General features: G+C 70.3%; 20 protein-coding genes, 4 tRNA genes and 2 pseudogenes. 13 read left to right on the top strand and 13 right to left on the bottom strand.

Features of this window, described 5'->3' with window-relative positions; all coding sequences use genetic code 11:
- Positions 1–36 precede the first annotated feature (36 nt).
- Both ACIP8Z_RS20835 and ACIP8Z_RS20830 read left to right on the top strand, forming a co-directional pair.
- Positions 37–1,497, top strand: coding sequence for a N,N-dimethylformamidase beta subunit family domain-containing protein (locus ACIP8Z_RS20835; protein WP_187622091.1), 1,461 nt, complete (start codon positions 37–39; stop codon positions 1,495–1,497).
- An 88-nt stretch (positions 1,498–1,585) separates the two neighbouring features.
- Positions 1,586–2,494, top strand: a complete 909-nt coding sequence (locus tag ACIP8Z_RS20830) for a phosphoribosylaminoimidazolesuccinocarboxamide synthase (RefSeq protein WP_402085443.1) — start codon at positions 1,586–1,588, stop codon at positions 2,492–2,494.
- Between the two features lie 85 nt (positions 2,495–2,579).
- Here ACIP8Z_RS20830 and ACIP8Z_RS20825 read toward each other — a convergent pair.
- From ACIP8Z_RS20825 to ACIP8Z_RS20795, 7 genes and pseudogenes are all read right to left on the bottom strand, one after another.
- Positions 2,580–2,655 (bottom strand) — tRNA-Gly (locus ACIP8Z_RS20825).
- 22 nt (positions 2,656–2,677) lie between these two features.
- The gene (locus tag ACIP8Z_RS20820; protein ID WP_402086496.1) at positions 2,678–3,316 is read right to left on the bottom strand and encodes a response regulator; all 639 of its coding nucleotides are present in this window, start codon (positions 3,314–3,316) and stop codon (positions 2,678–2,680) included.
- A pseudogene (locus ACIP8Z_RS20815) lies at positions 3,313–3,621 on the bottom strand (ATP-binding protein); the annotation flags it as partial. The pseudogene ACIP8Z_RS20815 and the gene ACIP8Z_RS20820, both read right to left, overlap by 4 nt.
- A 79-nt stretch (positions 3,622–3,700) precedes the next feature.
- A pseudogene (locus ACIP8Z_RS20810) lies at positions 3,701–4,027 on the bottom strand (ATP-binding cassette domain-containing protein); the annotation flags it as partial.
- Positions 4,028–4,181: 154 nt separating this feature from the next.
- Positions 4,182–4,257: transfer RNA gene (locus ACIP8Z_RS20805), tRNA-Gly, on the bottom strand.
- An 80-nt stretch (positions 4,258–4,337) separates the two neighbouring features.
- Positions 4,338–4,409, bottom strand: a tRNA-Gly gene (locus tag ACIP8Z_RS20800).
- Positions 4,410–4,531: 122 nt separating this feature from the next.
- Positions 4,532–4,873, bottom strand: coding sequence for an Lsr2 family protein (locus ACIP8Z_RS20795; RefSeq protein WP_030318247.1), 342 nt, complete (start codon positions 4,871–4,873; stop codon positions 4,532–4,534).
- Between the two features lie 366 nt (positions 4,874–5,239).
- Here ACIP8Z_RS20795 and purS point away from each other — a divergent pair, with 366 nt between their 5' ends.
- The 5 genes from purS to ACIP8Z_RS20770 all read left to right on the top strand — a co-directional run bounded on the left by purS (position 5,240) and on the right by ACIP8Z_RS20770 (position 9,956).
- Positions 5,240–5,485, top strand: coding sequence for a phosphoribosylformylglycinamidine synthase subunit PurS (purS, locus tag ACIP8Z_RS20790; RefSeq protein ID WP_017240564.1), 246 nt, complete (start codon positions 5,240–5,242; stop codon positions 5,483–5,485).
- Positions 5,482–6,162, top strand: coding sequence for a phosphoribosylformylglycinamidine synthase subunit PurQ (gene purQ / locus ACIP8Z_RS20785; protein WP_030496512.1), 681 nt, complete (start codon positions 5,482–5,484; stop codon positions 6,160–6,162). The genes purS and purQ overlap by 4 nt, the downstream gene beginning before the upstream one ends.
- On the top strand, positions 6,162–8,411 hold the full coding sequence (gene purL, locus ACIP8Z_RS20780) for a phosphoribosylformylglycinamidine synthase subunit PurL (RefSeq protein WP_402085440.1): 2,250 nt from the start codon (positions 6,162–6,164) through the stop codon (positions 8,409–8,411). Before purQ ends, purL begins: the two co-directional genes overlap by 1 nt.
- A gap of 102 nt (positions 8,412–8,513) precedes the next feature.
- On the top strand, positions 8,514–9,095 hold the full coding sequence (locus tag ACIP8Z_RS20775) for an ArsR/SmtB family transcription factor (RefSeq protein ID WP_402085438.1): 582 nt from the start codon (positions 8,514–8,516) through the stop codon (positions 9,093–9,095).
- A gap of 30 nt (positions 9,096–9,125) precedes the next feature.
- Positions 9,126–9,956: a M23 family metallopeptidase gene (locus tag ACIP8Z_RS20770; RefSeq protein WP_402085435.1), complete on the top strand. Its 831-nt coding sequence runs from the start codon at positions 9,126–9,128 to the stop codon at positions 9,954–9,956.
- Here the strand turns inward: ACIP8Z_RS20770 and ACIP8Z_RS20765 are convergent.
- Complete coding sequence (locus ACIP8Z_RS20765) at positions 9,944–10,354, bottom strand: nuclear transport factor 2 family protein (RefSeq protein ID WP_402085433.1); 411 nt, start codon at positions 10,352–10,354, stop codon at positions 9,944–9,946. The genes ACIP8Z_RS20770 and ACIP8Z_RS20765 overlap by 13 nt on opposite strands.
- Positions 10,355–10,432: 78 nt before the next feature.
- On the opposite strand from ACIP8Z_RS20765, the gene ACIP8Z_RS20760 reads away from it, so the two are divergent.
- The 4 genes from ACIP8Z_RS20760 to purM all read left to right on the top strand — a co-directional run bounded on the left by ACIP8Z_RS20760 (position 10,433) and on the right by purM (position 15,082).
- The gene (locus ACIP8Z_RS20760) at positions 10,433–11,224 is read left to right on the top strand and encodes a sterol carrier family protein (RefSeq protein ID WP_402085430.1); all 792 of its coding nucleotides are present in this window, start codon (positions 10,433–10,435) and stop codon (positions 11,222–11,224) included.
- Between the two features lie 85 nt (positions 11,225–11,309).
- The gene (locus tag ACIP8Z_RS20755) at positions 11,310–12,206 is read left to right on the top strand and encodes an META domain-containing protein (RefSeq protein ID WP_402085427.1); all 897 of its coding nucleotides are present in this window, start codon (positions 11,310–11,312) and stop codon (positions 12,204–12,206) included.
- 218 nt (positions 12,207–12,424) lie between these two features.
- Complete coding sequence (purF, locus tag ACIP8Z_RS20750) at positions 12,425–13,951, top strand: amidophosphoribosyltransferase (RefSeq protein WP_073909208.1); 1,527 nt, start codon at positions 12,425–12,427, stop codon at positions 13,949–13,951.
- A 57-nt stretch (positions 13,952–14,008) separates the two neighbouring features.
- Complete coding sequence (gene purM / locus ACIP8Z_RS20745) at positions 14,009–15,082, top strand: phosphoribosylformylglycinamidine cyclo-ligase (RefSeq protein ID WP_209495996.1); 1,074 nt, start codon at positions 14,009–14,011, stop codon at positions 15,080–15,082.
- A gap of 167 nt (positions 15,083–15,249) precedes the next feature.
- Here purM and ACIP8Z_RS20740 read toward each other — a convergent pair whose 3' ends face one another.
- Together ACIP8Z_RS20740 and ACIP8Z_RS20735 are read right to left on the bottom strand one after the other, a co-directional pair.
- The gene (locus ACIP8Z_RS20740; protein ID WP_030318267.1) at positions 15,250–15,504 is read right to left on the bottom strand and encodes a DUF3073 domain-containing protein; all 255 of its coding nucleotides are present in this window, start codon (positions 15,502–15,504) and stop codon (positions 15,250–15,252) included.
- 323 nt (positions 15,505–15,827) lie between these two features.
- The gene (locus tag ACIP8Z_RS20735) at positions 15,828–16,919 is read right to left on the bottom strand and encodes a Leu/Phe/Val dehydrogenase (protein WP_402085423.1); all 1,092 of its coding nucleotides are present in this window, start codon (positions 16,917–16,919) and stop codon (positions 15,828–15,830) included.
- 155 nt (positions 16,920–17,074) lie between these two features.
- Here ACIP8Z_RS20735 and ACIP8Z_RS20730 point away from each other — a divergent pair, with 155 nt between their 5' ends.
- Complete coding sequence (locus ACIP8Z_RS20730; RefSeq protein WP_402085420.1) at positions 17,075–17,995, top strand: hypothetical protein; 921 nt, start codon at positions 17,075–17,077, stop codon at positions 17,993–17,995.
- Positions 17,996–18,577: 582 nt separating this feature from the next.
- A complete protein-coding gene (gene bldC, locus ACIP8Z_RS20725; protein WP_003949541.1) occupies positions 18,578–18,784 on the top strand; it encodes a developmental transcriptional regulator BldC in 207 nt (68 codons plus the stop codon).
- A 341-nt stretch (positions 18,785–19,125) separates the two neighbouring features.
- On the opposite strand, the gene ACIP8Z_RS20720 is transcribed toward bldC, so the two are convergent.
- The 3 genes from ACIP8Z_RS20720 to hrpA form a co-directional block, all read right to left on the bottom strand.
- On the bottom strand, positions 19,126–19,389 hold the full coding sequence (locus tag ACIP8Z_RS20720) for a DUF6274 family protein (RefSeq protein WP_402085418.1): 264 nt from the start codon (positions 19,387–19,389) through the stop codon (positions 19,126–19,128).
- 127 nt (positions 19,390–19,516) lie between these two features.
- Positions 19,517–19,590: transfer RNA gene (locus ACIP8Z_RS20715), tRNA-Asp, on the bottom strand.
- Positions 19,591–19,674: 84 nt separating this feature from the next.
- Positions 19,675–23,613, bottom strand: coding sequence for an ATP-dependent RNA helicase HrpA (gene hrpA, locus ACIP8Z_RS20710; RefSeq protein WP_402085416.1), 3,939 nt, complete (start codon positions 23,611–23,613; stop codon positions 19,675–19,677).
- Between the last annotated feature and the right edge of the window lie 196 nt (positions 23,614–23,809).

Here is a 23,809-nt window from a genome sequence, read left to right as displayed (position 1 = left end):
CCAGCCGACCCGGGGGAGTCGAGGGAGGGGCGCAGCATGGGGGCGGACCAGATCAGGCGGTGGGAGTCGGGTGCGCTCGCGCACGCCGTCACCGATCCGTTCGGCCAGGGCCCCTTGCCCTGGCTGCGCGGTTCCGAGAACTACTTCGACGACACCGGGCAGATGGTCCCCTGGTACGCGGACGAAATCCTGGCCCGGGGCGGCAGCGGCGGCCCGCGCACGGCCGACGACGTCCGCCGCCAGATCAAGGGTTTCGCCTCCGACGGAGCCGTGGCACCGGGCGAGTCGATCGACTTCCACATCACGGTGGACCCGCCGCAGCAGTTCTCGGTCGACATCTACCGGATCGGTCACTACGGCGGTGACGGCGCCGCGAAGATCACCACGAGCCCCCGGCTCTCCGGGATCGTCCAGCCGGCCCCGCTGACCGCCGACCGCACGGTCTCCTGCCACCACTGGTGGCAGTCCTGGCGGCTGCAGGTCCCCAGCTACTGGTCGATCGGGGCGTACGTCGCCGTCCTCACCACCGCCGACGGCTACCGCTCGCACATCCCCTTCACGGTCCGCGACAACCACCCGGCCGATCTGCTCCTCGTCCTCCCGGACGTGACCTGGCAGGCGTACAACCTCTACCCGGAGGACGGTCACACCGGCGCCAGCCTCTACCACGCATGGGACGAGGAGGGCCGGCTGCTCGGCGAGCAGGACGCGGCCGTCACCGTCTCCTTCGACCGCCCGTACGCGGGCGCGGGGCTGCCGCTCCACGTCGGTCACGCGTACGACTTCATCCGCTGGGCCGAGCGCTACGGCTACGACCTGGCGTACGCCGAGACCCGCGATCTGCACGCGGGCCGGGTCGACCCGAGCCGCTACCGGGGCCTGGTCTTCCCCGGGCACGACGAGTACTGGTCGGTGCCGATGCGCAAGACCGTCGAGCTCGCCCGCGACCAGGGCACCTCGCTGGTCTTCCTCTCCGCCAACACCATGTACTGGCAGGTGGAGCTGGGCCCTTCGCCGTCCGGGGTGCCGGACCGGCTGCTCACCTGCCGCAAGCGCCGCGGCCCCGGCCGGCCCGCGCTCTGGCGCGAGGTCGACCGGCCCGAGCAGCAGCTCCTCGGCATCCAGTACGCGGGCCGGGTGCCCGAACCGCACCCGCTGGTCGTACGGAACGCCGAGCACTGGCTCTGGGAGGCCACCGGCGCCGGTGACGGCGACGAGCTCCCCGGCCTGGTCGCGGGCGAGGCCGACCGCTACTTCCCGCGGACGGCGCTCCCCGAGCACCAGGGCCGCATCCTGCTCGCCCACTCGCCCTACCGCGACGGCGAGGGGGCGCTCCGGCACCAGGAGACGAGCCTCTACCGGGCGCCCTCGGGTGCCTGGGTCTTCGCCTCCGGGACGTTCGCCTGGTCGCCGGCGCTCGACCGGCCGGGCCATGTCGACGCCCGGGTCCAGCGCGCCACCGCGAATCTCCTCGACCGGATCTGCAAGAGGGACTGAGCGGGGGGTCACACGGCCCGGCGGCCGGGGCCGCCCGGATGTGCGAGAGAATCGGACACGCTCCTGGATCAACCTACGCGGAGGAACCGTGTCCGGATTCGTAGAAAAGCCCGAGCCCGTCCAGGTCCCGGGCCTCACCCATCTCCACACGGGCAAGGTGCGCGACCTGTACCGGAACGAGGACGGGGACCTCGTGATGGTGGCGAGCGACCGCATGTCCGCGTTCGACTGGGTGCTGCCCACCGAGATCCCCGACAAGGGCCGGGTGCTCACGCAGCTCTCCCTGTGGTGGTTCGACCGGCTCTCCGACCTGGTCCCGCACCACGTGATCTCCACCGAACTGCCGGCCGGCGCCCCCGCCGACTGGGCGGGCCGCACCACGGTCTGCAAGTCGCTGAACATGGTCCCGGTCGAGTGCGTGGCCCGCGGCTACCTCACCGGCTCCGGCCTCCTGGAGTACAACGAGTCCCGCACGGTCTGCGGTCTCGCGCTTCCCGAGGGTCTCGGCGACGGCTCCGAGCTGCCCGCCCCGATCTTCACCCCGGCCACCAAGGCCGCGGTCGGCGACCACGACGAGAACGTGTCGTACGAGGAGGTCGCCCGCCAGGTCGGCGCCGAGACCGCCGCGCTGCTGCGTCAGACGACCCTCGCCGTGTACGGCCGGGCCCGGGACATCGCCCGCGAGCGCGGGATCATCCTCGCGGACACCAAGTTCGAGTTCGGTTTCGACGGGGAGACGCTCGTCCTCGGCGACGAGGTGCTGACCCCGGACTCCTCGCGCTTCTGGCCGGCCGACCAGTGGGAGCCGGGCCGCGCCCAGCCCTCGTACGACAAGCAGTTCGTCCGGAACTGGCTGACCTCCCCGGCCTCCGGGTGGGACCGCAAGAGCGAGCAGCCCCCGCCGCCGCTCCCGCAGGAGATCGTGGACGCCACGCGCGCCAAGTACCTGGAGGCGTACGAGCTGCTGACCGGCAGGGCCTGGTCCGACAGCTTCTGACCTCCCCGGCCCCCGGCACTCGTGCCGGGGGCACGTCTCGGGAGCACGAGAAAGCCCCCGGTCGATTCGACCGGGGGCTTCTTCATGGAGCGGACGACGAGATTCGAACTCGCGACCCTCACCTTGGCAAGGTGATGCTCTACCAACTGAGCCACGTCCGCATGCGCCGTAGCGCGGAGCCAACTATACCCAACCTTTCGCCTGTGCGAGACGCACCGCCGTATGCCGGTTCTCCGCACCGAGTTTCGCGGCGGCGGAGGAGAGGTAGTTGCGGACGGTTCCGGGGGAGAGCGAGGCGCGCCGGGCGATCTCCGCGACGGGCGCCCCGTCGGCGGAGAATTCGAGCACCTCGGCCTCCCTGGCGGTCAGCGGGGAGTCTCCGGCGGCGATGGCGTCGGCCGCCAACTCCGGTTCCACGTAACGGTTTCCGGCGTGCACGGTACGGATGATCTCGGCGAGTCGCTGGGCGCTGACGGTCTTCGGGACGAAGCCGCGGACGCCGGCCGAGAGGGCCCGCTTGAGGTGTCCGGGGCGGCCGTGACCGGTCACGATCATGGTGCGGCAGTCGGGCAGTTCGTCCCGCAGGACTGTGGCGACCCTCACACCGTCCCCGCCCGGCATCTGCAGATCGAGCACGGCGACGTCGGGGCGGTGGGCGCGGGCCATGGCGAGCGCCTCGGGTCCGGTCGCGGCCTCGGCGACGACGACGAGATCGTCTTCGAGGCCGAGCAGCGCGGCGACCGCACCACGGATCAGATGCTCGTCGTCGGCGAGCAGCACGCGCACGGGTACGGGCGCGGGCGCGGCTCCGGCTTCGGTCACCGTCGGACCCCCGCCCGGGCCACCGGAATCCGGGCCGTCACGAGGAACGTACCGCCGTCGCCCGGGCCCGCGTCGAGCGTCCCGCCGACGGCCGCGAGCCGCTCCCGCAGCCCGACGAGCCCGGTCCCGGCACCCCCGCCGGCACCCGAACCGCCAGGCCGGGCACCGCCCCCCGTCCCCGCCCGCACCCCGTCGTTCTCCACCGTCAGCAGCACCGTGTCCTCCTCCTCCCGCACGGCGATCGCGCAGCGCCGCGCGTCCCCGTGTCGCAGTACGTTCGTCGTGGTCTCCCGGACCACCCACCCGAGCGCCGCCTGGACCTCGTCCGGTGAGCCCGGTGGCGTCGAGCGCTTCGGCGGTGGGGCGGGCGTGGGTGGTGCAGTCCGCCCACATCCTCACGGTCTCGGCCACGGTCAGTTCGGAGGGGAAGCCGCCCTCCTGGAGCATCACGCCGATCCGGGGGCGGACGGCGGCCCGTTCGCGGTAGGGGTCGTGGCCGAGGACGCGGGCGGTGCCGGCGCTCGGGGCGGCGAGGCCTTCGAGGAGTTCGACGGTGGAGGTCTTCCCGGCGCCGTTGGTGCCGAGGAGGGCGAAGATCTCGCCGCGCGGGACGGTGAAGGAGATGCCGCGGACGGCCTCGAAGTCGCCGGAGTAGCCGCGGCGGAGGCCCTCCGCCTCGATCGCGGGGCTCGCGTGGGTCGCGTGGGTCATGGGTCCAGGCTTCCGGCGGCGCGGGCCGTCCGGCAGTGCGCGCTGTCACCACCCGGTTCTGACAAATGTCATGGGGGCGGCGGGAGTCGGGGAGCGCTCGGGGCTCTTGAGATACGCCGAAGGCCCCGGTTCCAGAGAACCGGGGCCTTCGATCTGGAGCGGACGACGAGATTCGAACTCGCGACCCTCACCTTGGCAAGGTGATGCTCTACCAACTGAGCCACGTCCGCATTGCTGCCGCTCAGCTTTCACTGGGCGGTGCGAGCACCACTCTACCTGATGCACCGGAGTGCTCGGTCTTGCGATGCAGAGCGGGTGACAGGAATTGCACACTGCGCCTTCCCCCTGGAAGGGGGATGTTCTGCTACTGAACTACACCCGCACGCTGCGTGAGGTGGGGCTTTGCGGCCTCGCCCCTCGGCGTGTTCCAGACTTTAGCGGATCATGGGGGGTGCAATGCAAATCGGCTCGCCCCGCCGCGTCGGCGGCCGGGGGCCGGGCCGCTCAACTCGCGGCGCGGAAGGCCTCGTAGACCCTCTTCGGGATCCGGCCGCGGGCGGGCACCTCCATCTTGTTGGACTGCGCCCAGGCGCGGACCGCCGCCGGGTCGGGGGCGAGGGAGGTGTGGGTGTACGACTCCAGGGACGCGCTCCGGCCGGTCACGGCCTTCGCCGGCAACTTGCGCCCGGCGGCGAGGTACGGGGCGAGTGCCTTGCGGAGTTTCTTTGCATTGGCAGCATTCAGGTCGATCTCGTACATCTTCCCGTCGAGGCCGAACGCGACCGTTTCAGCCGCTTCTCCGCCGTCCATGTCGTCGGAGATTGTGACCACCACACGCTGAGCCACGGATATCGGTCCTTTCCTGCGGCCGGTGCCGCAGAGGGGGCGCTTGTGACGCCTCTGACGTGCGGCGATGCCGACCGTACGGCTGTGCCGCGACAATGCTGATTTCTTCTCGATTCCTTTGTACAGCGGCGGGCGTCGCATTGTGAAGCCCTGGCAATTGTTTCAGCGTGTCCCGGCGCAATGAGGTCCGCAATATTTCACTCGAATTTTGCGTGGGTGTGCTCGGTCGGGGGCATGGGGTGTGATCCCTGGTGGGGCGGCTCCGCGGCCTGGCTTTTGTAGGATCCTTCAGATCTCTACCCGCGTAGAATTTGGAGACAGGTACGCTGAGGGAACCGCCCACGCAACACACCACCGGGAGTGCCAGTGGCACGCGTCGTAGTCGACGTCATGCTCAAGCCGGAGATCCTCGACCCTCAGGGGCAGGCGGTGCAGCGTGCACTGCCCCGCCTGGGATTCGCCGGAATCGCCGACGTCCGTCAGGGGAAGCGTTTCGAGCTGGAGGTGGAGGGACCGGTCGACGACGCCGCCCTCGCCCGCATCCATGAGATGGCCGAAACCTTCCTTGCAAACACCGTGATCGAAGACTTCATCGTGAAGGTGGAGTCGTGACCGCACGCATCGGCGTCGTCACGTTCCCCGGAACGCTCGACGACCAGGACGCGCTGCGTGCCGCCCGCCTCGCGGGCGCCGAGCCCGTATCGCTCTGGCACCGCGACAAGGACCTCAAGCAGGTCGACGCCGTGGTCCTGGCCGGCGGTTTCTCCTACGGCGACTACCTGCGGGCCGGAGCCATCTCCCGCTTCTCGCCGGTGATGGAGACGATCATCGAGCAGGCGAAGGCGGGCATGCCCGTCCTCGGCATCTGCAACGGCTTCCAGATCCTCACCGAGGCCCATCTGCTGCCGGGCGCGATGCTGCGCAACAACCACCTCCACTTCATCTGCCGCGACCAGAAGCTGCGGGTGGAGAACGCGGAGACCGCCTGGACCTCGGACTACACCGAGGGCCAGGAGATCGAGGTCCCGCTCAAGAACATGGACGGCCGGTACGTCGCCGACGAGCGGGTGCTCGACGAGCTGGAGGCCGAGGGGCGGGTCGCCTTCCGCTACCTGGACGTGAACCCCAACGGCTCGCTGCGTGACATCGCGGGCATCACCAACGCCGCGGGCAACGTGGTCGGCCTCATGCCGCACCCCGAGCACGCCGTCGAGCCGCTCATCGGCACCGGCAAGACGGACGGCCTCGGTTTCTTCACCTCGATCCTCAAGAAGCTGGTCAACGCCTGATGAGCCTCGACACCGTCAAGCACGCGAGCGAGACGCCGGACAGCGAGCAGCCCTGGAAGGAGCTCGGCCTCAAGGAGGACGAGTACGCGCGCATCCGCGAGATCCTCGGCCGCCGTCCCACCGGCGCCGAGCTCGCCATGTACTCCGTCATGTGGTCCGAGCACTGCTCCTACAAGAGCAGCAAGGTCCACCTGAAGCAGTTCGGCGAGAAGGTCCCCGCCAACGACGCCATGCTCGTCGGCATCGGTGAGAACGCCGGCGTCGTCGACGTCGGCCAGGGGTACGCGGTCACCTTCAAGGTCGAGTCGCACAACCACCCCTCGTACATCGAGCCCTACCAGGGCGCTGCCACCGGCATCGGCGGCATCGTCCGCGACATCCTCGCCATGGGCGCCCGCCCGGTCGCGGTCGTCGACCCGCTGCGCTTCGGCGCGGCCGACCACCCCGACACCAAGCGCGTGCTGCCCGGTGTCGTCGCCGGCATCGGCGGCTACGGCAACTGCCTCGGCCTGCCGAACATCGGCGGCGAGGTCGTCTTCGACGAGTGCTACCAGGGCAACCCGCTGGTCAACGCCGGCTGCATCGGCGTGATGAAGCACGAGGACATCCACCTCGCCAAGGCCTCCGGCCCCGGCAACAAGGTGATCCTGTACGGCGCCCGCACGGGCGGCGACGGCATCGGCGGCGTCTCGGTCCTCGCGTCCGAGACCTTCGACGACACCAAGCCCACCAAGCGCCCCGCCGTCCAGGTCGGCGACCCCTTCCAGGAGAAGCTCCTCATCGAGTGCACCCTGGAGATCTTCAAGGAGAAGCTGGTCGCGGGCATCCAGGACCTCGGCGGTGCCGGGCTCTCCTGCGCCACGTCCGAGCTGGCCTCGGCCGGTTCCGGCGGCATGCGCGTCGAGCTCGACCGGGTCCACCTGCGCGACGCGACCCTCTCGCCCGAGGAGATCCTCATGAGCGAGTCGCAGGAGCGCATGTGCGCGATCGTCGAGCCCGAGCACGTCGACCGCTTCCTGGAGATCTGCGAGAAGTGGGACGTCATCGCGGTCGTCATCGGTGAGGTGACCGAGGGCGAGCGTCTGGAGATCTTCTGGCACGGCGAGCAGATCGTCGACGTGCCGCCGCGCTCCGTCGCCCACGAGGGCCCGACCTACCACCGGCCGTACGCCCGCCCGGAGTGGCAGGACGCGCTCCAGGCCGACGACGCCGGCAAGCTGCCCCGGCCGCAGACGGGTGAGGAGCTCAAGGACCAGGTCCTGAAGCTGGTCTCCTCCCCGAACCAGGCGTCGAAGTCCTGGATCACGGACCAGTACGACCGGTTCGTGCAGGGCAACACGGTCCTGGCGCAGCCCGAGGACGCGGGCATGGTCCGCATCGACGAGGAGACCAACCTCGGCGTGGCCATGGCGACCGACGGCAACGGCCGGTACGCCAAGCTCGACCCGTACACGGGTGCGCAGCTCGCGCTGGCGGAGGCGTACCGCAACGTCGCCGCCTCCGGGGCGAAGCCGCTGGCCATCTCGGACTGCCTGAACTTCGGTTCGCCCGAGGACCCGGCCGTGATGTGGCAGTTCGCCGAGGCCACCCGTGGTCTCGCGGACGGCTGCCTCCAGCTCGGCACCCCGGTGACCGGCGGCAACGTCTCGCTGTACAACCAGACCGGTGAGGTCGCGATCCACCCGACGCCGGTCGTGGCCGTCCTCGGTGTGATCGACGACGTCAACCGCCGTACGCCGATCGCCTTCGCGGAAGAGGGCCAGCTCCTCTACCTGCTCGGCGACACGCGTGAGGAGTTCGGCGGCTCGGCCTGGTCCGAGGTCATCCACAAGCACCTCGGCGGTCTGCCGCCGGCCGTGGACCTCGACCGGGAGAAGCTGCTCGGCGAGATCCTGATCTCGGCCTCGCGCGACGGCATGATCGACGCCGCGCACGACCTGTCCGACGGCGGTCTCGTCCAGGCGGTCGTCGAGTCCTGCCTGCGCGGCGGGAACGGCGCGCGCCTGGTCGTCCCGGAGGGCCTGGACGCGTTCACGTTCCTCTTCAGCGAGTCGGCCGGCCGTGCGGTCGTGGCCGTCCCGCGCAGCGAGGAGCTCCGCTTCACCGACATGTGCGGTGCGCGGGGTCTGCCGGCGGCGCGGATCGGTGTCGTCGACGGGGACGCGGTCGACGTCCAGGGCGAGTTCGCGCTCTCCCTGACGGAGCTGCGCACGGCGCACGAGGCGACGATTCCGGGCCTGCTGGCCTGATACGGAGCATTGGGGGAGCCCCCGTCCGGACCGGAAGGTCCTGGCGGGGGCTTTCGCGTTACCCGCTTGCGGGGGATTACGTAATTACGTAATCTCGTCGCCATGGAGCTGGAAGAGCGGGTCGCGGCGCTGGAACGGCGTCTGGCGGCCCTGGAGAGCGCGGCCGACGGCGCGGCCGACGGCGCGGCCGGACGCGCGGCGGGAGGAGCGGCCGACAGCGCGGCCCGAGCCGCCGGGCGCCCCGTCCCCGAGGTCACCGACAGCCCGCTCTGGGCCCTCGAAGCACTCAAGGCGCAGCTTGCGGCGGACGCGGGGGACCGGGGCGAGGACGGCGCGGTCGTCTTCACGGGAGCGGTCAGGCTGCCGACGGAGGAGCGCTACGAGTGGCAGTTCGGCGCCTTCACCGGGCAGCTGTTCGAGGAGGACTGGGCGGACGCCGCCGAGTCCTTCGCCGCCCTCGGCCATCCCGTACGGCTCCGCCTGCTGCGGGAGATCCTCGGCGGCCGGCGCACCGCCGCCGAGCTGGCGGAGCTGGAGGAGACCGGCACGACCGGCCAGATCTACCACCACCTGCGCCAGCTGACCGGCGCGGGCTGGCTCAAGACCGTCGGACGTGGTCGCTACGAGGTCCCGGGAGCCCGGGTCGTCCCGCTCCTGGTGGTCCTCACCGCGGCCCGCCCGTGACCGACACCACGATCCTCAGGGGGAATCCGCATGTCCTCGCGCACATCGCTGTTGGTCCTCCACCGCGTGCTCTGGCTGGCGTTCGTCGTCCAGGCGATCGCCTCGTTCGCCGTCGAGCTGCCGTACCCCTACTGGGCGGGCTGGCTGCCCGCGGTCGCCGCGATGATCCTCGGCCTCGTTCTCGCCCGGACGGCCCGTAGCCGGGTCATGGCCGCGTCCCGCGCCACGGTCGAGGTGGACCCGCCGGTCACCGGCCGCTGGTCGGCGCTGAACAGCCCGGCGGACCGGACGCCCAGCCACGGCACCCACCAGCTGGGTCAGACGTACGCGATCGACGTCACCCGGGAGGACGGGGAAGAACCCCGTCCGGGCTTCGCGTGGCTGTGGCCGGTGGTGCGGCGGAGCGAGGACTTCCCGGCCTTCGGCGCGCCGCTGCTCGCGGTCGCCGACGGGACCGTCGTGCACGCGGAGGACGGGCAGCGCGACCACCTCAGCCGCAACTCGCTGCTCGGCGTCCTCTACCTGCTGCTGATCGAGGCCGGCGCCCGGAGCATCGGGGGAGCGCGCCGGATCACCGGGAATCACCTCGTCCTCGACCTCGGCGACGGTACGTACGCGATGTACGCGCACCTGAGGCGCGGCTCGCTCGCCGTCCGGCCGGGCGACCGGGTCACGGCCGGCCAGGAACTCGCCCGGTGCGGGAACTCGGGCAACTCCACCGAGCCGCACGTGCACTTCCAGCTGATGGACGGGCCGGACCTGGACACGGCGAGCGGAGTGCCGTTCACCTGGCGCGGTGTGGGCGTACCGAGGAACGGCGAGACCTTCGAGGTGCCCCGCGATCCGGTCTACTCGGGCTGACCCCAGAAGGCGTCGGAGACGTCGATGTCCTCGACGCACTCGTCGATGTCGGAGATCTTGCCGCCGATGATGGTGAAGACGAGGGCGCCGTTCATCTCGATGCCCACGCCCTTGTCCTCGCGCGTGGCGTAGAACCGGTTCGCCGCCACGGCATGGCCGCGGCCGTCGACGGAGACGCTCTGCAGCTCGACCCGCATCTCGCCGCGGGTGAGTTCGAACATCTTCCGGTACATGTCGAGGACGTTGTCCCGGCCCTTGATGTGCCCGGAGATCTGGCTCTCGCCGGGCGAGTGGTGCGTACAGTCCGCCGTCATCAGCTCGCCGACGGCCTCCATGTCTCCCTTGGTCCACGCGTCGAAGCCCCGGCGGATCAGGGCGGCGTCAGGGTGCTCAGCCATCGCTCATCGACCCCTCTCGGTCGAACGGGTGCGCTGCCGGAAGCCCTCCCCCTCCAGTCTCCGACTACCCTCGCCCCCATGCCACCGGCCAAGAAGCGCATCCGTCGCTACGACTCCGCCAAGACCAGGGCCGCCGTGCTCGCCCAGTTCACGCACGTACGGGAGGCGGTCGCGGCGCTCACGCCCGAGCAGCTCGACGGGCCGACCCGGCTGGGGGAGTGGACGGTACGGGACCTGGCGGCGCACCTCGCGTGGATGGTCGACTCGGTGCCGCGGCTCCTGGCCGCGCCGGAGCGCCCGGGACAGGACCGGCTGGCCCTCGTCGACTGGCCGTTCGTGACGGCGGGAGCCGCCGAGCGGATCGACGAGCACACCCGGGGCATGGACGCCTCCGACCTGCCGGGGCTCTACGCGCGCGTGGCGGACGATTTCGAGCGGGCGCTCGTGGCGGCACCGGAGGACCGGCTCCTGCCGGTGAGCTTCGGCGCGATGACCCTCGCCGACTTCCTCGTCACCCGGACCGTCGAGCTCGTCGTCCACACCGACGACCTGAACGCGGCGACCGGCGCCGACGTCCCCCACGACCGGCAGGCCCTCGCCGCCTGCACCCGGCTGCTCGCCGACGCCCTCGCGGCGAAGGCCCCGGGCGGGGCGGTCGAGGTGCGGATTCCGCCGTACGCGGTGGTGCAGTGCGTGGAGGGCCCCCGGCACACCCGGGGCACCCCGCCCAACGTGGTCGAGACCGACCCGCTGACCTGGATCCGGCTCGCGACCGGGCGGGCGGAGTGGGCGACGGAGCTGGACGAGGCGCGGGTGGGCGCGAGCGGCGAGCGGGCCGACCTGAAGGACCTCCTGCCCCTGATGGGCTGAGATTCCCGTACGGGCGGCGGGCCCCGGCGGCACCGCCCCCGGAACCGAAGCGGAACCGACTTCCGCCCCGGCCCGTCCCATCGCCATGCAGACGCAGACGCCGCGCACCCTCGCATCCGCCGCATCCGCCGCCGCCCTGGCCCTCCTCCTCGCCGCCTGCGGCACGGAGGGAGGCTCCACCGGAGCGGGCTCCGGATCCGGTTCCGACACCGTCTCCCCCGACCTGCCCGTCGCCGGTACGCACTGGACGATCGGCGCCGTCACGGTCGACGGCCGAAGGTCCGCCGCCCCGGACGGCGCCCGCGTCGAGTTCGGCGCGGACGGCCGCGCCCGCGGGAACAGCGGCTGCAACACCTTCGGGGCGACCGTCGCCGTGAAGGGGGACACCCTGACCGTCTCCCCGCAGGAGATCACCGAGATGGGCTGTCCCGAGGACCGGCAGCGCTTCGAGACCGACCTGGTCAAGGCCTTCACCGGCCCGCTCAAGGGGACACAGAAGGGCGAGGCCCTCACCCTGACCTCCCCGGACGGCCGCAACGGCCTGGAGCTGACCGCCGAGGCGGACCTCCCGCTGCGCGGCACCACCTGGAAGATCGACGGGCTGATCTCGGGGGACACCGCGTCCTCACTGCCCGCCGGCAGCGGCGACAAGGCCCGTCTCGTCCTCGGCGCGGACGGCCGGGTCACCGGCAACCTGGGCTGCAACAACTTCGCCGCGACCGCCCGCGTGGAGGGGAAGACCCTCACGATCGAGGGCCCGGCGGCGACCACCCGGATGATGTGCACCGGCCCGCAGATGCAGCTGGAGACCCAGCTGTACGAGCTCCTCGACGGCCCGCTCACCTACCGCCTGGACCACCGGACGCTGACCCTCACCGACGCCGAGGGCAAGGGCCTGAGCGCGAAGGCGGCCACCGGGACTGGCGGAACCTCCGAAGGAGCGGGCGGAGCGGAGGGCCAAGAGCCCTCGGCGTCCCGGTGAACGAGGCTCTCCGGGGTGCCCTCCGTCACATCGCCGCGGGGCTCCCGTGCTGGTACGAGCGTCCGCTCGGGAGGGCCCCGGGGCGGGAATCCCTTACCGCGCCTGCCTCGTAGCCCTCTCCAAGCCAGAGATGATCATTTCGTGCGATCGCACGAGCGGGGTGGACCCCGCATTTCCTCAATTCGGACCAGTGGTCGAGCCCGTCTACACTCGGAAACGTGCCACGTGGTGACGGTCGACTCAATCACGACCTGCTCCCCGGCGAGAAAGGCCCCCAGGACGCTTGTGGCGTCTTCGGTGTCTGGGCTCCGGGTGAAGAGGTCGCAAAGCTCACGTACTTCGGGCTCTACGCCCTCCAGCATCGGGGCCAGGAATCCGCGGGAATCGCGGTCAGCAACGGCTCCCAGATCCTCGTCTTCAAGGACATGGGCCTCGTGTCCCAGGTCTTCGACGAGACCTCTCTCGGTTCCCTCCAAGGTCATATCGCGGTCGGTCACGCCCGCTACTCGACCACCGGGGCGTCCGTGTGGGAGAACGCGCAGCCGACGTTCAGGGCAACCGCCCACGGCTCCATCGCGCTCGGCCACAACGGCAACCTGGTGAACACGGCGCAGCTCGCCGAGATGGTCGCCGACCTGCCCAAGAAGGAAGGCCGCAGCACCCGTGTCGCGGCCACCAACGACACCGACCTGCTGACGGCGCTCCTCGCCGCCCAGGTCGACGACGAGGGCAAGCCGCTCACCATCGAGGAGGCGGCCGCCAAGGTCCTTCCCGATGTCCGGGGCGCCTTCTCCCTCGTCTTCATGGACGAGCACACGCTCTACGCGGCCCGTGACCCGCAGGGCATCCGCCCGCTGGTCCTCGGCCGCCTGGAGCGCGGCTGGGTGGTCGCGTCCGAGTCCGCCGCCCTCGACATCTGCGGCGCCAGCTACGTCCGCGAGGTCGAGCCGGGCGAGATGATCGCGATCGACGAGAACGGCATCCGCACCTCGCGATTCGCGGAAGCGAAGCCCAAGGGCTGTGTCTTCGAGTACGTGTACCTGGCTCGCCCGGACACCGACATCGCCGGCCGGAACGTGTACCTCTCCCGCGTGGAGATGGGCCGCCGCCTGGCGAAGGAGGCGCCCGTCGAGGCCGACCTGGTGATAGCCACGCCGGAGTCCGGAACCCCGGCCGCGATCGGCTACGCCGAGGCCTCGGGCATCCCGTTCGGCGCGGGCCTGGTGAAGAACGCCTACGTCGGGCGCACCTTCATCCAGCCCTCGCAGACCATCCGCCAGCTCGGCATCCGGCTGAAGCTGAACCCGCTCAAGGACGTCATCAAGGGCAAGCGCCTGGTGGTCGTCGACGACTCGATCGTCCGCGGCAACACCCAGCGCGCCCTCGTCAAGATGCTCCGCGAGGCCGGCGCGGCCGAGATCCACATCCGGATCTCCTCGCCGCCGGTGAAGTGGCCCTGCTTCTTCGGCATCGACTTCGCCACCCGCGCGGAGCTGATCGCCAACGGCATGTCGATCGAGGAGATCGGCAAGTCGCTGGGCGCGGACTCGCTCTCGTACATCTCGATCGACGGGATGATCGAGGCGACCACGATCCAGAAGCCGAACCTCTGCCGTGCCTGCTTCGACGGCGAGTACCCGATGGAGCTGCCGGACCCCGAGCTGCTCGGCAAGCAGCTCCTGGAGACCGAACTGGCCGCGGGTCCCGCTGCCACGGCGGCCTCCGACGCGCTCCGCCGCCCGTGAGCTCCGTCGCCCGTAAGACCCCGCTGCAACCGCAGTACGACACGAAAGTTCCCAGCCATGCCTGAGACCACCGGTGCCAGCTACGCGTCCGCGGGCGTCGACATCGAAGCGGGTGACCGCGCCGTCGAGCTCATGAAGGAGTGGGTGAAGAAGACGCAGCGCGCAGAAGTCGCGGGCCTCGGTGGCCTGGGCGGCTTCGCCGGCCTCTTCGACGCCTCCGCCCTCAAGCGCTACGAGCGTCCGCTGCTCGCCTCCGCCACCGACGGTGTCGGGACGAAGGTCGACATCGCCCGGCAGATGGGCGTGTACGACACGATCGGCCACGACCTGGTCGCGATGGTCATGGACGACATCGTCGTCTGCGGCGCCGAGCCGCTCTTCATGACCGACTACATCTGTGTCGGCAAGGTCCACCCGGAGCGGGTCGCCGCCATCGTCAAGGGCATCGCCGAGGGCTGTGTCCTCGCCGGCTGCGCGCTGGTCGGCGGCGAGACGGCGGAGCACCCGGGCCTCCTCGGTCCGGACGACTTCGACGTCGCCGGCGCGGGCACGGGTGTCGTGGAGCACGACCGGCTGCTCGGCGCCGATCGCATCCGTACGGGTGACGCGGTCATCGCCATGGCCTCCTCGGGTCTTCACTCCAACGGGTACTCGCTCGTCCGGCACGTGGTCTTCGACCGCGCCGGCATGACGCTCGACCAGCGGGTCGACGAGCTGGGCCGGACGCTCGGCGAGGAGCTCCTGGAGCCCACGAAGATCTACTCGCTCGACTGCCTGGCCCTCACCCGGACCACGGACGTCCACGCGTTCAGCCACATCACGGGCGGCGGTCTCGCGGCCAACCTGGCCCGGGTGATCCCGGACGGCCTGCACGCCACGGTCGACCGTTCGACCTGGGCGCCGGGCGCGATCTTCGACCTGGTCGGCAAGGCCGGTCAGGTGGAGCGCCTGGAGCTGGAGAAGACCCTGAACATGGGTGTCGGCATGATGGCCGTCGTGCCGGCCGAGTTCGTGGACGCGGCCCTGACGACGCTGGCGGACCGGGGCGTCGAGTCCTGGGTCGCGGGCGAGATCACCGAGCGCGGCGCGCACACCACGGGCGCCGAGCTGGTCGGGGACTACGCGAAGTGACCTGAGCGGTACGAGGTGACGGGGCGCTCCTGAGGGGGCGCCCCGTTTCGCGTCGTACGGAGTGCCCCGTGGCCCGGCTCACGGGCCCTGCGGTGCCCCGGACGCGGACAGCACAGAAACCCGGCCGGGTGATCCCGGACCGGGTTTCTGTGATGCGATTCAGAAGGTCAAGCGCGACGCGGGGACGCACTCGGACCGGACTCGTCGTCCTCGTCCTCGTCGTCCTCGTTATAGAGATCCGCGTACTGGGCGTACGGGTCGTCTTCCTCGTCGTCGTCCTCGAACGGCTCGCCATTCGGCGGCTGGTTCGAAGTCGAAGCGCCCAGCTCATTGGCCAGACGCGTCAGGTCTGTCCCGCCGCTGCTGTACTTCAGCTGGCGGGCGACCTTGGTCTGCTTGGCCTTTGCCCGGCCGCGCCCCATGGCTCGACCCCCTCGGTGACGGGGCTCGGTGGCCCCAGAGTCTTGACACGCGTTCATGATTCGGAACGGACTCTCGACAGAGAGACCGGCCCGTAGGGCTTCAACGGTACCTGTTTCCGAGGGTCTACGGTACGCCGCGCGCATCACATACCCCGGTACAGAACCATCGAGGTGCCCTTTCCTCGCTGGTCAATCGCGATTTTAACCTCTTCTTGAGGGCCGACCCGCCGAGGGGCGTGAGCGAAGTCTCCCCGTGGTCGCTCCGTGGCCCTCCCACGGACTCCTCACGGTCACCCCGGCGACGGGTCGGTCCCCGGTACGGCTCAGGCGCGTCGCGCGTCCGCCATGCGCTGCTCGGCGATCCGGTCGGACGCCGCGGCCGGCGGAATCCCATCGGCCTTCGCACGTGCGAAGATTTCGAGCGTGGTGTCGAAGATCTTCGTCGCCTTCTTCTTGCAGCGGTCGAAGTCGAAGCCGTGCAGCTCGTCGGCGACCTGGATCACGCCGCCGGCGTTGACCACGTAGTCGGGCGCGTAGAGGATCCCGCGTTCCACGAGGTCCTTCTCGATGCCCGGGTGGGCGAGCTGGTTGTTGGCCGCGCCGCAGACGATGCTCGCGGTGATGAACGGGACGGTCTCCTCGTTCAGGGCGCCGCCGAGCGCGCAGGGCGCGTAGATGTCGAGACCCTCGACGCGGATCAGCGCCTCGGTGTCGGCGACGACGGTGACCTGCGGGTGCTTGTCGGTGATCCGGCGCACCGACTCCTCGCGCACATCGGTGATCACGACCTCGGCGCCGTCCTCCAGGAGGTGCTCGACGAGGTAGTGGCCGACCTTGCCGACGCCCGCGACGCCGACCTTGCGGCCGCGCAGCGTCGGGTCGCCCCAGAGGGTCTGCGCGGAGGCGCGCATGCCCTGGAAGACGCCGTAGGCGGTGAGGACGGAGGAGTCGCCGGCGCCGCCGTTCTCGGGGGAGCGGCCGGTGGTCCACTGGTTCTCACGGGCGACGACGTCCATGTCGGCGACGTAGGTGCCGACGTCGCAGGCCGTGACGTAACGGCCGCCGAGGGAGGCGACGAAGCGCCCGTAGGCGAGGAGGAGCTCCTCCGTCTTGATCTTCTCCGGGTCGCCGATGATGACGGCCTTGCCGCCACCGTGGTCGAGACCGGCCATGGCGTTCTTGTACGACATGCCGCGGGCCAGGTTGAGGGCGTCGGCGATCGCCGCGGCCTCGGTGGCGTACGGGTAGAAGCGGGTGCCGCCGAGGGCGGGGCCCAGGGCGGTGGAGTGGAGGGCGATGACGGCCTTGAGGCCGGTGGCGCGGTCCTGGCAGAGCACGACTTGCTCGTGGCCACCCTGCTCCGAGTGGAACAGGGTGTGCAGTACATCAGCAGGAACGCCGGTCACATCGGTCACGGTGGTGACTCCCAAGTACGAAGCGGCGGTTGCGGACCTCCCTAGGGGTGGGGGAGGACCAGTTCGGCAAGAGAGTAAGTCCTACCTGGGCGTAGATCAGCGGCAGTGCTCAGGATCACCCCCTCTCGGAGTACCTCCGTGGAAGGATTCGCGACATGTCGGTCGCTTCCTCGGTCCTCATCCCCTACGCGTCCTATCTGCGGGTGTACGAGCCGCTGGCCGCGTTCCCCGAGCCCGAGCGGACCCACTGGGCCCGGTACGCCCGCCTGCCGCGCACCCCGGGGGCGCAGGAGGAGCTGCGGCGCTCGCTGGCCGACCTGCTGCCGACGCCGCCGGTCCCGGTGCCGGTCCACGAGAGCGGGGAGGCCTTCGTCGCCCTGCTGGACGGGGTGGTGGTGATCTGCCCGTGGCGGACCCGGCTGCGGGGGTGGCTGGCGCTCCAGGAGCTGGCCGGCCAGTTCCCGGAGCCGGTGCTCGACGCGATGCTGCCGCCGGTCGTGCGCGTCCAGGTGGAGAGCGACTACGAGCGCTGGCTGAGCAGGAACCCGGACGCGCGTCCGTGGATCCGTACGGCGGTCTGGCAGGTGCCGCTGCGCTGGTTCGCACTCTTCGGGGACGAGGACAGGGAGTACGAGCCGGGGGAGCGGCCGTCCGGCGCGGAAGAGGCGGGCGCGGGCGAGGGCGCGGGCGCGGGCGCGGGCGGCGCGGGCGGTGCGGGCGGTGCGGGTAAGGCTCCGGTGCTGCGCTACCGGACGACGATGGCGCAGGCGCGCCGTCGTCTCGCGCGGGCGCTGCGGGCGCTGCGGGAGTCGATCGACGACGGTCCGATGACGGAGGGCCTGATCGAGGTGGGGCGCTGGCTGGAGGAGTTCCATCCGCGGGCGCTCGTGGAGCTGGACTTCGGTGGTCTGGTGCACGCGGTCCCGGAGGAGTGGCTGGCGGCGGACCGGTCGGCGGCGCAGCTGGCGGAGGGGATCGCGGCGCTGCGGGCCGGCGACGGTGAGCGGGCGAGCGACGCGTACGGGCGGCTCGCGGAGCGCTGGCGGACGGTCAGGGATCTTCGCTTCGCGAATTGACATCAGTCGGGCATCTTCGTCAGGTCGGTATCGACAAGACATGTCCGACGGGTGTAAATGATCTTCAGGGGTGTCCGGATACCGCCTGCCCGGTTTTGAATGCCGGGTGGTGTCGGGCCTTTCGGCACCCGCTGGGCGGGGACGTTGGTCCCGATCCGGGCCTTTGGCTCAAGCGTGACGGACAGCACGTAACGCACCCTTGCGCCCATCACCCACCCTCGTGCCAAAATAGGACAAGGAGTCCGGGGAGGGTTCCTTCCGTCCATCTTTGGGCGGAACGCTCAGCATTGCACTCTATGGGGGGTCTGAGGACTCCTGATCGCTCTGTGACTGATCGTCACAGTGGCGTGACTGTCCGTTATGGCATGGTCCATCGACTTCCGCCGCTGATGAACACCTGCGAGGGCAATTCCATCGGTTTGGCCGACGTGGCTGGACGGATGGTGTAGTTGTAGTGCCGAGGACAAGCCGTTCGTCCTATAACCGACTCGGCCCGCTTCTGCCATTTCGGGCAACGCGGGTCAAGGTGCAGAATTTAGAGGAAAGAACCGAGATGGTTCGGTTCTCCCGAGGAGGCCGCTCATGACCGCTCGCACCCCTGATGCCGAGCCGCTGCTGACCCCTGCCGAGGTTGCCACGATGTTCCGCGTGGACCCGAAGACGGTGACCCGTTGGGCGAAGGCCGGGAAGCTCACGTCCATCCGCACCCTGGGTGGGCACCGCCGGTACCGCGAAGCTGAGGTTCGCGCTCTGCTGGCAGGTATTCCGCAGCAGCGCAGCGAGGCCTGAGGTCGCGCAAACACCCCGTAGTACCCAGCAGTACCCCGTAACACCGGGCCTGTCCGGATCCCCCAATCCGGTCGCCCACACCTAGCTCTGCCGACGGACTCCTGCCCCAACAGGCCTTCGTCAACGATCGCGCTGGACTCCGCCGGGTCTGGCGCGATCTTCTTTTGTGTCCGGCGCCACTCTTCGGAGGGCGGTGCAATTGCACATATTAAATCGGGCCGGTGTAGGGAGGGTGTAAGTGAAGCGGTTTCTGAAACTGCTTCAGTGACTCCCGTCACACGGGCGAACTCTTGCCAAAGAACAGCCTCCCACTTCGCGGAACGGCCTCAACCCGCCGTTGGTCATGGGTCGGTGGGACTTTCGTCCCCACTGCCGCCCGCCGGCTCCCCGGGCCCGTCCGTGCCTACCCCGGGCCCTTCCCTCGGCCCTTCCGGCCGTTCCGGTGCCTCCTCCGCCCCCTCGGGCTCCGGAAGGTCCATGGAGAGCCGCAGGAGGCGATGGCAGACCGCGCAGTGGCGGGTGAGATGTCCGTACCGGGACGCGGCCGCCAGATGGGCGCGCAGCAGCGCCCTCGTCTCGTGCCGTGCTGCGGACGCCGCGGCCATGCGCGACCACCTCCGGTGTGGGCCCCCGAATCCCTGATGTCCGGGGTACCGGCGGGCCTGTGGGCCCGTCAAGACACGGGAGCACAAAGAAAGGCCCGCATCTCACGATGCGGGCCTTTCTCCCAAGCGAACCTGACGGGACTTGAACCCGCGACCTCCACCTTGACAGGGTGGCGAGCTAACCAACTGCTCCACAGGTCCTTGGCTGCGGCCCCTCGTAAGTGGCTGCGAGGAACACTGTACAGCAGGTCAGCGGTCCGGTCGAACTCACCGGCGGACGCCCCGCTACGGGGCCGCCGCGTCGATCGCCTTCACGATCCGCTTGTCCGAGATCGGGTACGCCGTGCCCAGCGCGTGCGCGAAGTAGCTCACCCGCAGCTCCTCGATCATCCAGCGGATGTCGGTGACCTCGGACGGCACCGGACGGCCCTTGGGGAGCTGTTCGAGCAGCCAGGCGTACTCGTCCTGCATCTCCTGGACCTTCTCCATCCGGGTGGTGTCCCGCTGGACCCCGGTCGGCATCTGCTGGAGCCGCCGGTCCACCGCCACCAGGTAGCGCATCAGGTCCGGGAGCCGCTTCAGGCCCGTACGGGTGACGAAGCCGGCCGGCATCAGCCGGGCCAGCTGGTCGCGCACGTCGGTCAGGTTGTTGATCAGGGCCAGGCTGTTCGTCGACTTCAGCCGACGCTCGCACGCCTGCCACGCCGCCAGGATCTGCTGGACCTGGCCCACCGTCCGTACGGTCGTGTCCACCAGGTCCGCGCGGACCTTGTCGTACAGCTTCCGGAACGACTCCTCGTCCCACGCCGGGCCGCCGTGCTCCGCGATCAGCTTGTCGGCCGCCGCGGTGGCGCAGTCGTCGAAGAGCGCCTGGATCGAGCCGTGCGGGTTCGAGGACAGGGCCAGCTTCTGCTGGTTGGTCAGCTTGTCCGAGGCGAACTTCGCCGGGTTCACCGGGATGTTCAGCATGATCAGCTTCCGGGTGCCCCGCCACATCGCGAGCGCCTGCTCGGCCTCCGTGTCGAAGAGCCGCACGGCGACGGTCGCGCCCTCGTCCACGAGCGCCGGGTACGCCTTGACCGGCTGCCCGCCCCTCTTGGTCTCGAAGACCCTCGTGAGCGTCCCGATCGTCCAGTCCGTGAGCCCCGTGCGCTCCAGGGAGGGCCCGGAGCCGTCCGGGCCCCCGGTGGCCGCCGCGGCGGCCTGGGAGAGGGCCTTGCGGGCCTTCGGGCGCAGCCGCAGCCGCAGCGTCTCCAGGTCCTTGTCCTCGGCGAGCTTCCTGCGCCGCTCGTCGACGATCCGGAACGTCACCTTGAGGTGCTCGGGGACCTTCGCCCAGTCGAAGTCGTCGGCCGTCACCGGCACGCCGACCATCCGCTGGAGCTCGCGGGCGAGCGCCCCCGCCAGCGGCTCCTGCACGGGCACGACCGCGTCGAGGAAGCGGGACGCGAAGTTCGGCGCGGGCACGTAGTGGCGGCGGATCGGCTTCGGCAGGGAGCGGATCAGCTCGGTGACGACCTCGGCGCGCAGACCGGGGATCTGCCACTCGAAGCCGTCGTCCGTCACCTGGTTCAGGACCTGGAGCGGGACGTGGACGGTCACACCGTCGGCGTCCGCGCCGGGCTCGAACTGGTACGTCACCCGGAACTTCAGCGGACCCTGCCGCCAGGAGTCCGGGTAGTCGTCCTTGGTGACCCCGGCGGCCTTCTCGTTGATGAGCATCTCGCGCTCGAAGTCCAGGAACTCCGGCTCGTCATGGCGCTTGTGCTTCCACCACGAGTCGAAGTGGGCTCCGGACACGACGTGTTCGGGGACGCGCTTGTCGTAGAAGTCGAAGAGCGTCTCGTCGTCGACCAGGATGTCCCGGCGCCGCGCGCGGTGTTCCAGCTCCTCGACCTCGGTGAGGAGCTTGCGGTTGTCCGCGAAGAACTTGTGGTGGGTGCGCCAGTCGCCCTCGACGAGCGCGTTCCTGATGAACAGGTCGCGGGAGACCTCGGGATCGATCCGGCCGTAGTTGACCTTGCGGTCGGCGATGATCGGGACGCCGTACAGCGTCACCTTCTCGAAGGCCATCACGGCCGCCTGGTCCTTCTCCCAGTGCGGCTCGCTGTACGTCTTCTTCACCAGGTGCTGGGCGAGCGGCTCGATCCACTCGGGCTCCACGCGCGCGTTGACCCGGGCCCAGAGGCGCGAGGTCTCCACCAGCTCGGCGGACATGACGAAGCGCGGGGGCTTCTTGAAGAGCGCGGAACCGGGGAAGATCGCGAACTTGGCGCTGCGGGCACCCAGGTAGTCGTTCTTCGCGCCGTCCTTCACGTCCTTCATGCCGATGTGGCTGAGGAGGCCCGCGAGGAGCGAGATGTGGACGGACTGCTCGGGCGCGTCCTCCTCGTTCACATGGATGCCCAGCTGCTTCGCGACCGTCCGCAGCTGCGCGTAGATGTCCTGCCACTCGCGGATGCGCAGGAAGTTCAGGTACTCCTGCTTGCACATCCGGCGGAAGGAGCTGGAGCCGCGCTCCTTCTGCTGCTCACGGACGTACCGCCACAGGTTCAGGAACGCGAGGAAGTCGCTCGTCTCGTCCTTGAACCGGGCGTGCTGCTGGTCGGCCTGCGCCTGCTTCTCCGCCGGCCGCTCGCGCGGGTCCTGGATGGAGAGGGCGGCCGCGATCACCATGACCTCGCGGACACAGCCGTTCTTGTCGGCCTCCAGGACCATCCGGGCGAGCCGCGGGTCCACGGGCAGCTGGGCGAGCTTCCGGCCCTGCTGGGTGAGCCGCTTCTTCGGATCCTTCTCCGTGGGGTCGATCGCGCCCAGCTCCTGGAGGAGCTGCACGCCGTCCCGGATGTTGCGGTGGTCCGGCGGGTCGATGAACGGGAACTTCTCGATGTCGCCGAGACCGGCCGCGGTCATCTGCAGGATGACGGAGGCGAGGTTCGTACGGAGGATCTCGGCGTCCGTGAACTCCGGCCGCGCGAGGAAGTCGTCCTCCGAGTACAGCCGGATGCAGATGCCGTCGGACGTACGGCCGCAGCGGCCTTTGCGCTGGTTGGCGCTGGCCTGGCTGACCGGCTCGATCGGCAGCCGCTGCACCTTGGTCCGGTGCGAGTAGCGGGAGATGCGGGCGGTGCCCGGATCGATCACGTACTTGATGCCCGGGACGGTCAGGGACGTCTCGGCGACGTTCGTCGCGAGGACGATCCGGCGGCCGGCGTGCGCCTGGAAGACCCGGTGCTGCTCGGCGTGGCTCAGCCGGGCGTAGAGCGGGAGGACCTCGGTGTTGCGCAGCTGCCGCTTGAGCAGCGCGTCCGCGGTGTCGCGGATCTCGCGCTCACCGGAGAGGAAGACCAGGACGTCGCCGGGGCCCTCGGACTGGAGCTCGTCGACGGCCTCGCAGATCGCGGTGATCTGGTCCCGGTCGCTCTCCTCGGAGTCCTCCTCCAGGAGGGGGCGGTAGCGGACCTCGACCGGGTACGTACGGCCGGAGACCTCGACGATCGGGGCCTCGCCGAAGTGGCGGGAGAAGCGCTCCGGGTCGATGGTCGCCGAGGTGATCACGACCTTGAGGTCGGGGCGCTTCGGGAGCAGCTGGGCCAGATAGCCGAGCAGGAAGTCGATGTTGAGGGACCGCTCGTGGGCCTCGTCGATGATGATCGTGTCGTAGGCGCGCAGCTCGCGGTCCGTCTGGATCTCGGCGAGCAGGATGCCGTCCGTCATCAGCTTCACGAAGGTCGCGTCGGGGTTCACCTGGTCGGTGAAGCGGACCTTCCAGCCGACGGCCTCGCCGAGCGGGGTCCTCAGCTCCTCGGCGACCCGCTCGGCGACCGTGCGGGCGGCGATCCGGCGGGGCTGGGTGTGCCCGATCATGCCCCGGACGCCCCGGCCGAGCTCCAGGCAGATCTTCGGGATCTGGGTGGTCTTTCCCGAACCCGTCTCACCGGCGACGATCACGACCTGGTGGTCGCGTATCGCCTCCAGGATCTCGTCCTTCTTCTGCGAGACGGGCAGCTGCTCGGGATACGTGACCGCGGGCACGCGGGAGGCGCGCCCGTCGACGCGCTCCTTGGCCTTGGCCGCCTCGGCGGCGATCTCGTCCAGGACGGCCGCGCGGGCCTCGGGCTTGCGGATGCGGCGGGCGCCTTCGAGACGGCGGCCGAGCCGGTGGGAGTCCCGCAGCGAGACCTCGGCCAGGACGGACTGGAGGGCGGCGAAGGAAGTAGACATACGGGATCCAGGATCGCACCTGCGGCCGAGAAGCGGCGAACCGATTTACGAGTGGCTGCCCGGGGACCCCACGAGTGGCGGCCCCGGGACCCCACGGGCGGCTCCCGGAGATCCCACGGGCGGCTCCCGGAGATCCCGCGGGCGGCTCCCGGCACGGGTGGCTTCCGGGTGCGGGGTGGTGGGGTGCGTACTATTT

The organism is Streptomyces sp. NPDC088553, assembly GCF_044752965.1.
Classification (GTDB): Bacteria; Actinomycetota; Actinomycetes; order Streptomycetales; family Streptomycetaceae; genus Streptomyces.
The sequence above is the reverse complement of the archived record's forward strand: the minus strand, read 5'-3'. Positions and strand labels throughout refer to the sequence as shown.

Coding starts and splice junctions, on each gene's coding strand:
- hrpA (WP_402085416.1), bottom strand. CDS start 23,613: ATGTCTACTTCCTTCGCCGCCCTCCAGTCCGTCCTGGCCGAGGTCTCG.
- ACIP8Z_RS20740 (WP_030318267.1), bottom strand. CDS start 15,504: ATGGGGCGCGGCCGGGCAAAGGCCAAGCAGACCAAGGTCGCCCGCCAG.
- ACIP8Z_RS20765 (WP_402085433.1), bottom strand. CDS start 10,354: ATGGCTGAGCACCCTGACGCCGCCCTGATCCGCCGGGGCTTCGACGCG.
- purM (WP_209495996.1), top strand. CDS start 14,009: ATGCCTGAGACCACCGGTGCCAGCTACGCGTCCGCGGGCGTCGACATC.
- purL (WP_402085440.1), top strand. CDS start 6,162: ATGAGCCTCGACACCGTCAAGCACGCGAGCGAGACGCCGGACAGCGAG.
- ACIP8Z_RS20730 (WP_402085420.1), top strand. CDS start 17,075: ATGTCGGTCGCTTCCTCGGTCCTCATCCCCTACGCGTCCTATCTGCGG.
- ACIP8Z_RS20755 (WP_402085427.1), top strand. CDS start 11,310: ATGCAGACGCAGACGCCGCGCACCCTCGCATCCGCCGCATCCGCCGCC.
- bldC (WP_003949541.1), top strand. CDS start 18,578: ATGACCGCTCGCACCCCTGATGCCGAGCCGCTGCTGACCCCTGCCGAG.
- ACIP8Z_RS20775 (WP_402085438.1), top strand. CDS start 8,514: ATGGAGCTGGAAGAGCGGGTCGCGGCGCTGGAACGGCGTCTGGCGGCC.
- ACIP8Z_RS20835 (WP_187622091.1), top strand. CDS start 37: ATGGGGGCGGACCAGATCAGGCGGTGGGAGTCGGGTGCGCTCGCGCAC.
- ACIP8Z_RS20770 (WP_402085435.1), top strand. CDS start 9,126: ATGTCCTCGCGCACATCGCTGTTGGTCCTCCACCGCGTGCTCTGGCTG.
- ACIP8Z_RS20720 (WP_402085418.1), bottom strand. CDS start 19,389: ATGGCCGCGGCGTCCGCAGCACGGCACGAGACGAGGGCGCTGCTGCGC.
- ACIP8Z_RS20760 (WP_402085430.1), top strand. CDS start 10,433: ATGCCACCGGCCAAGAAGCGCATCCGTCGCTACGACTCCGCCAAGACC.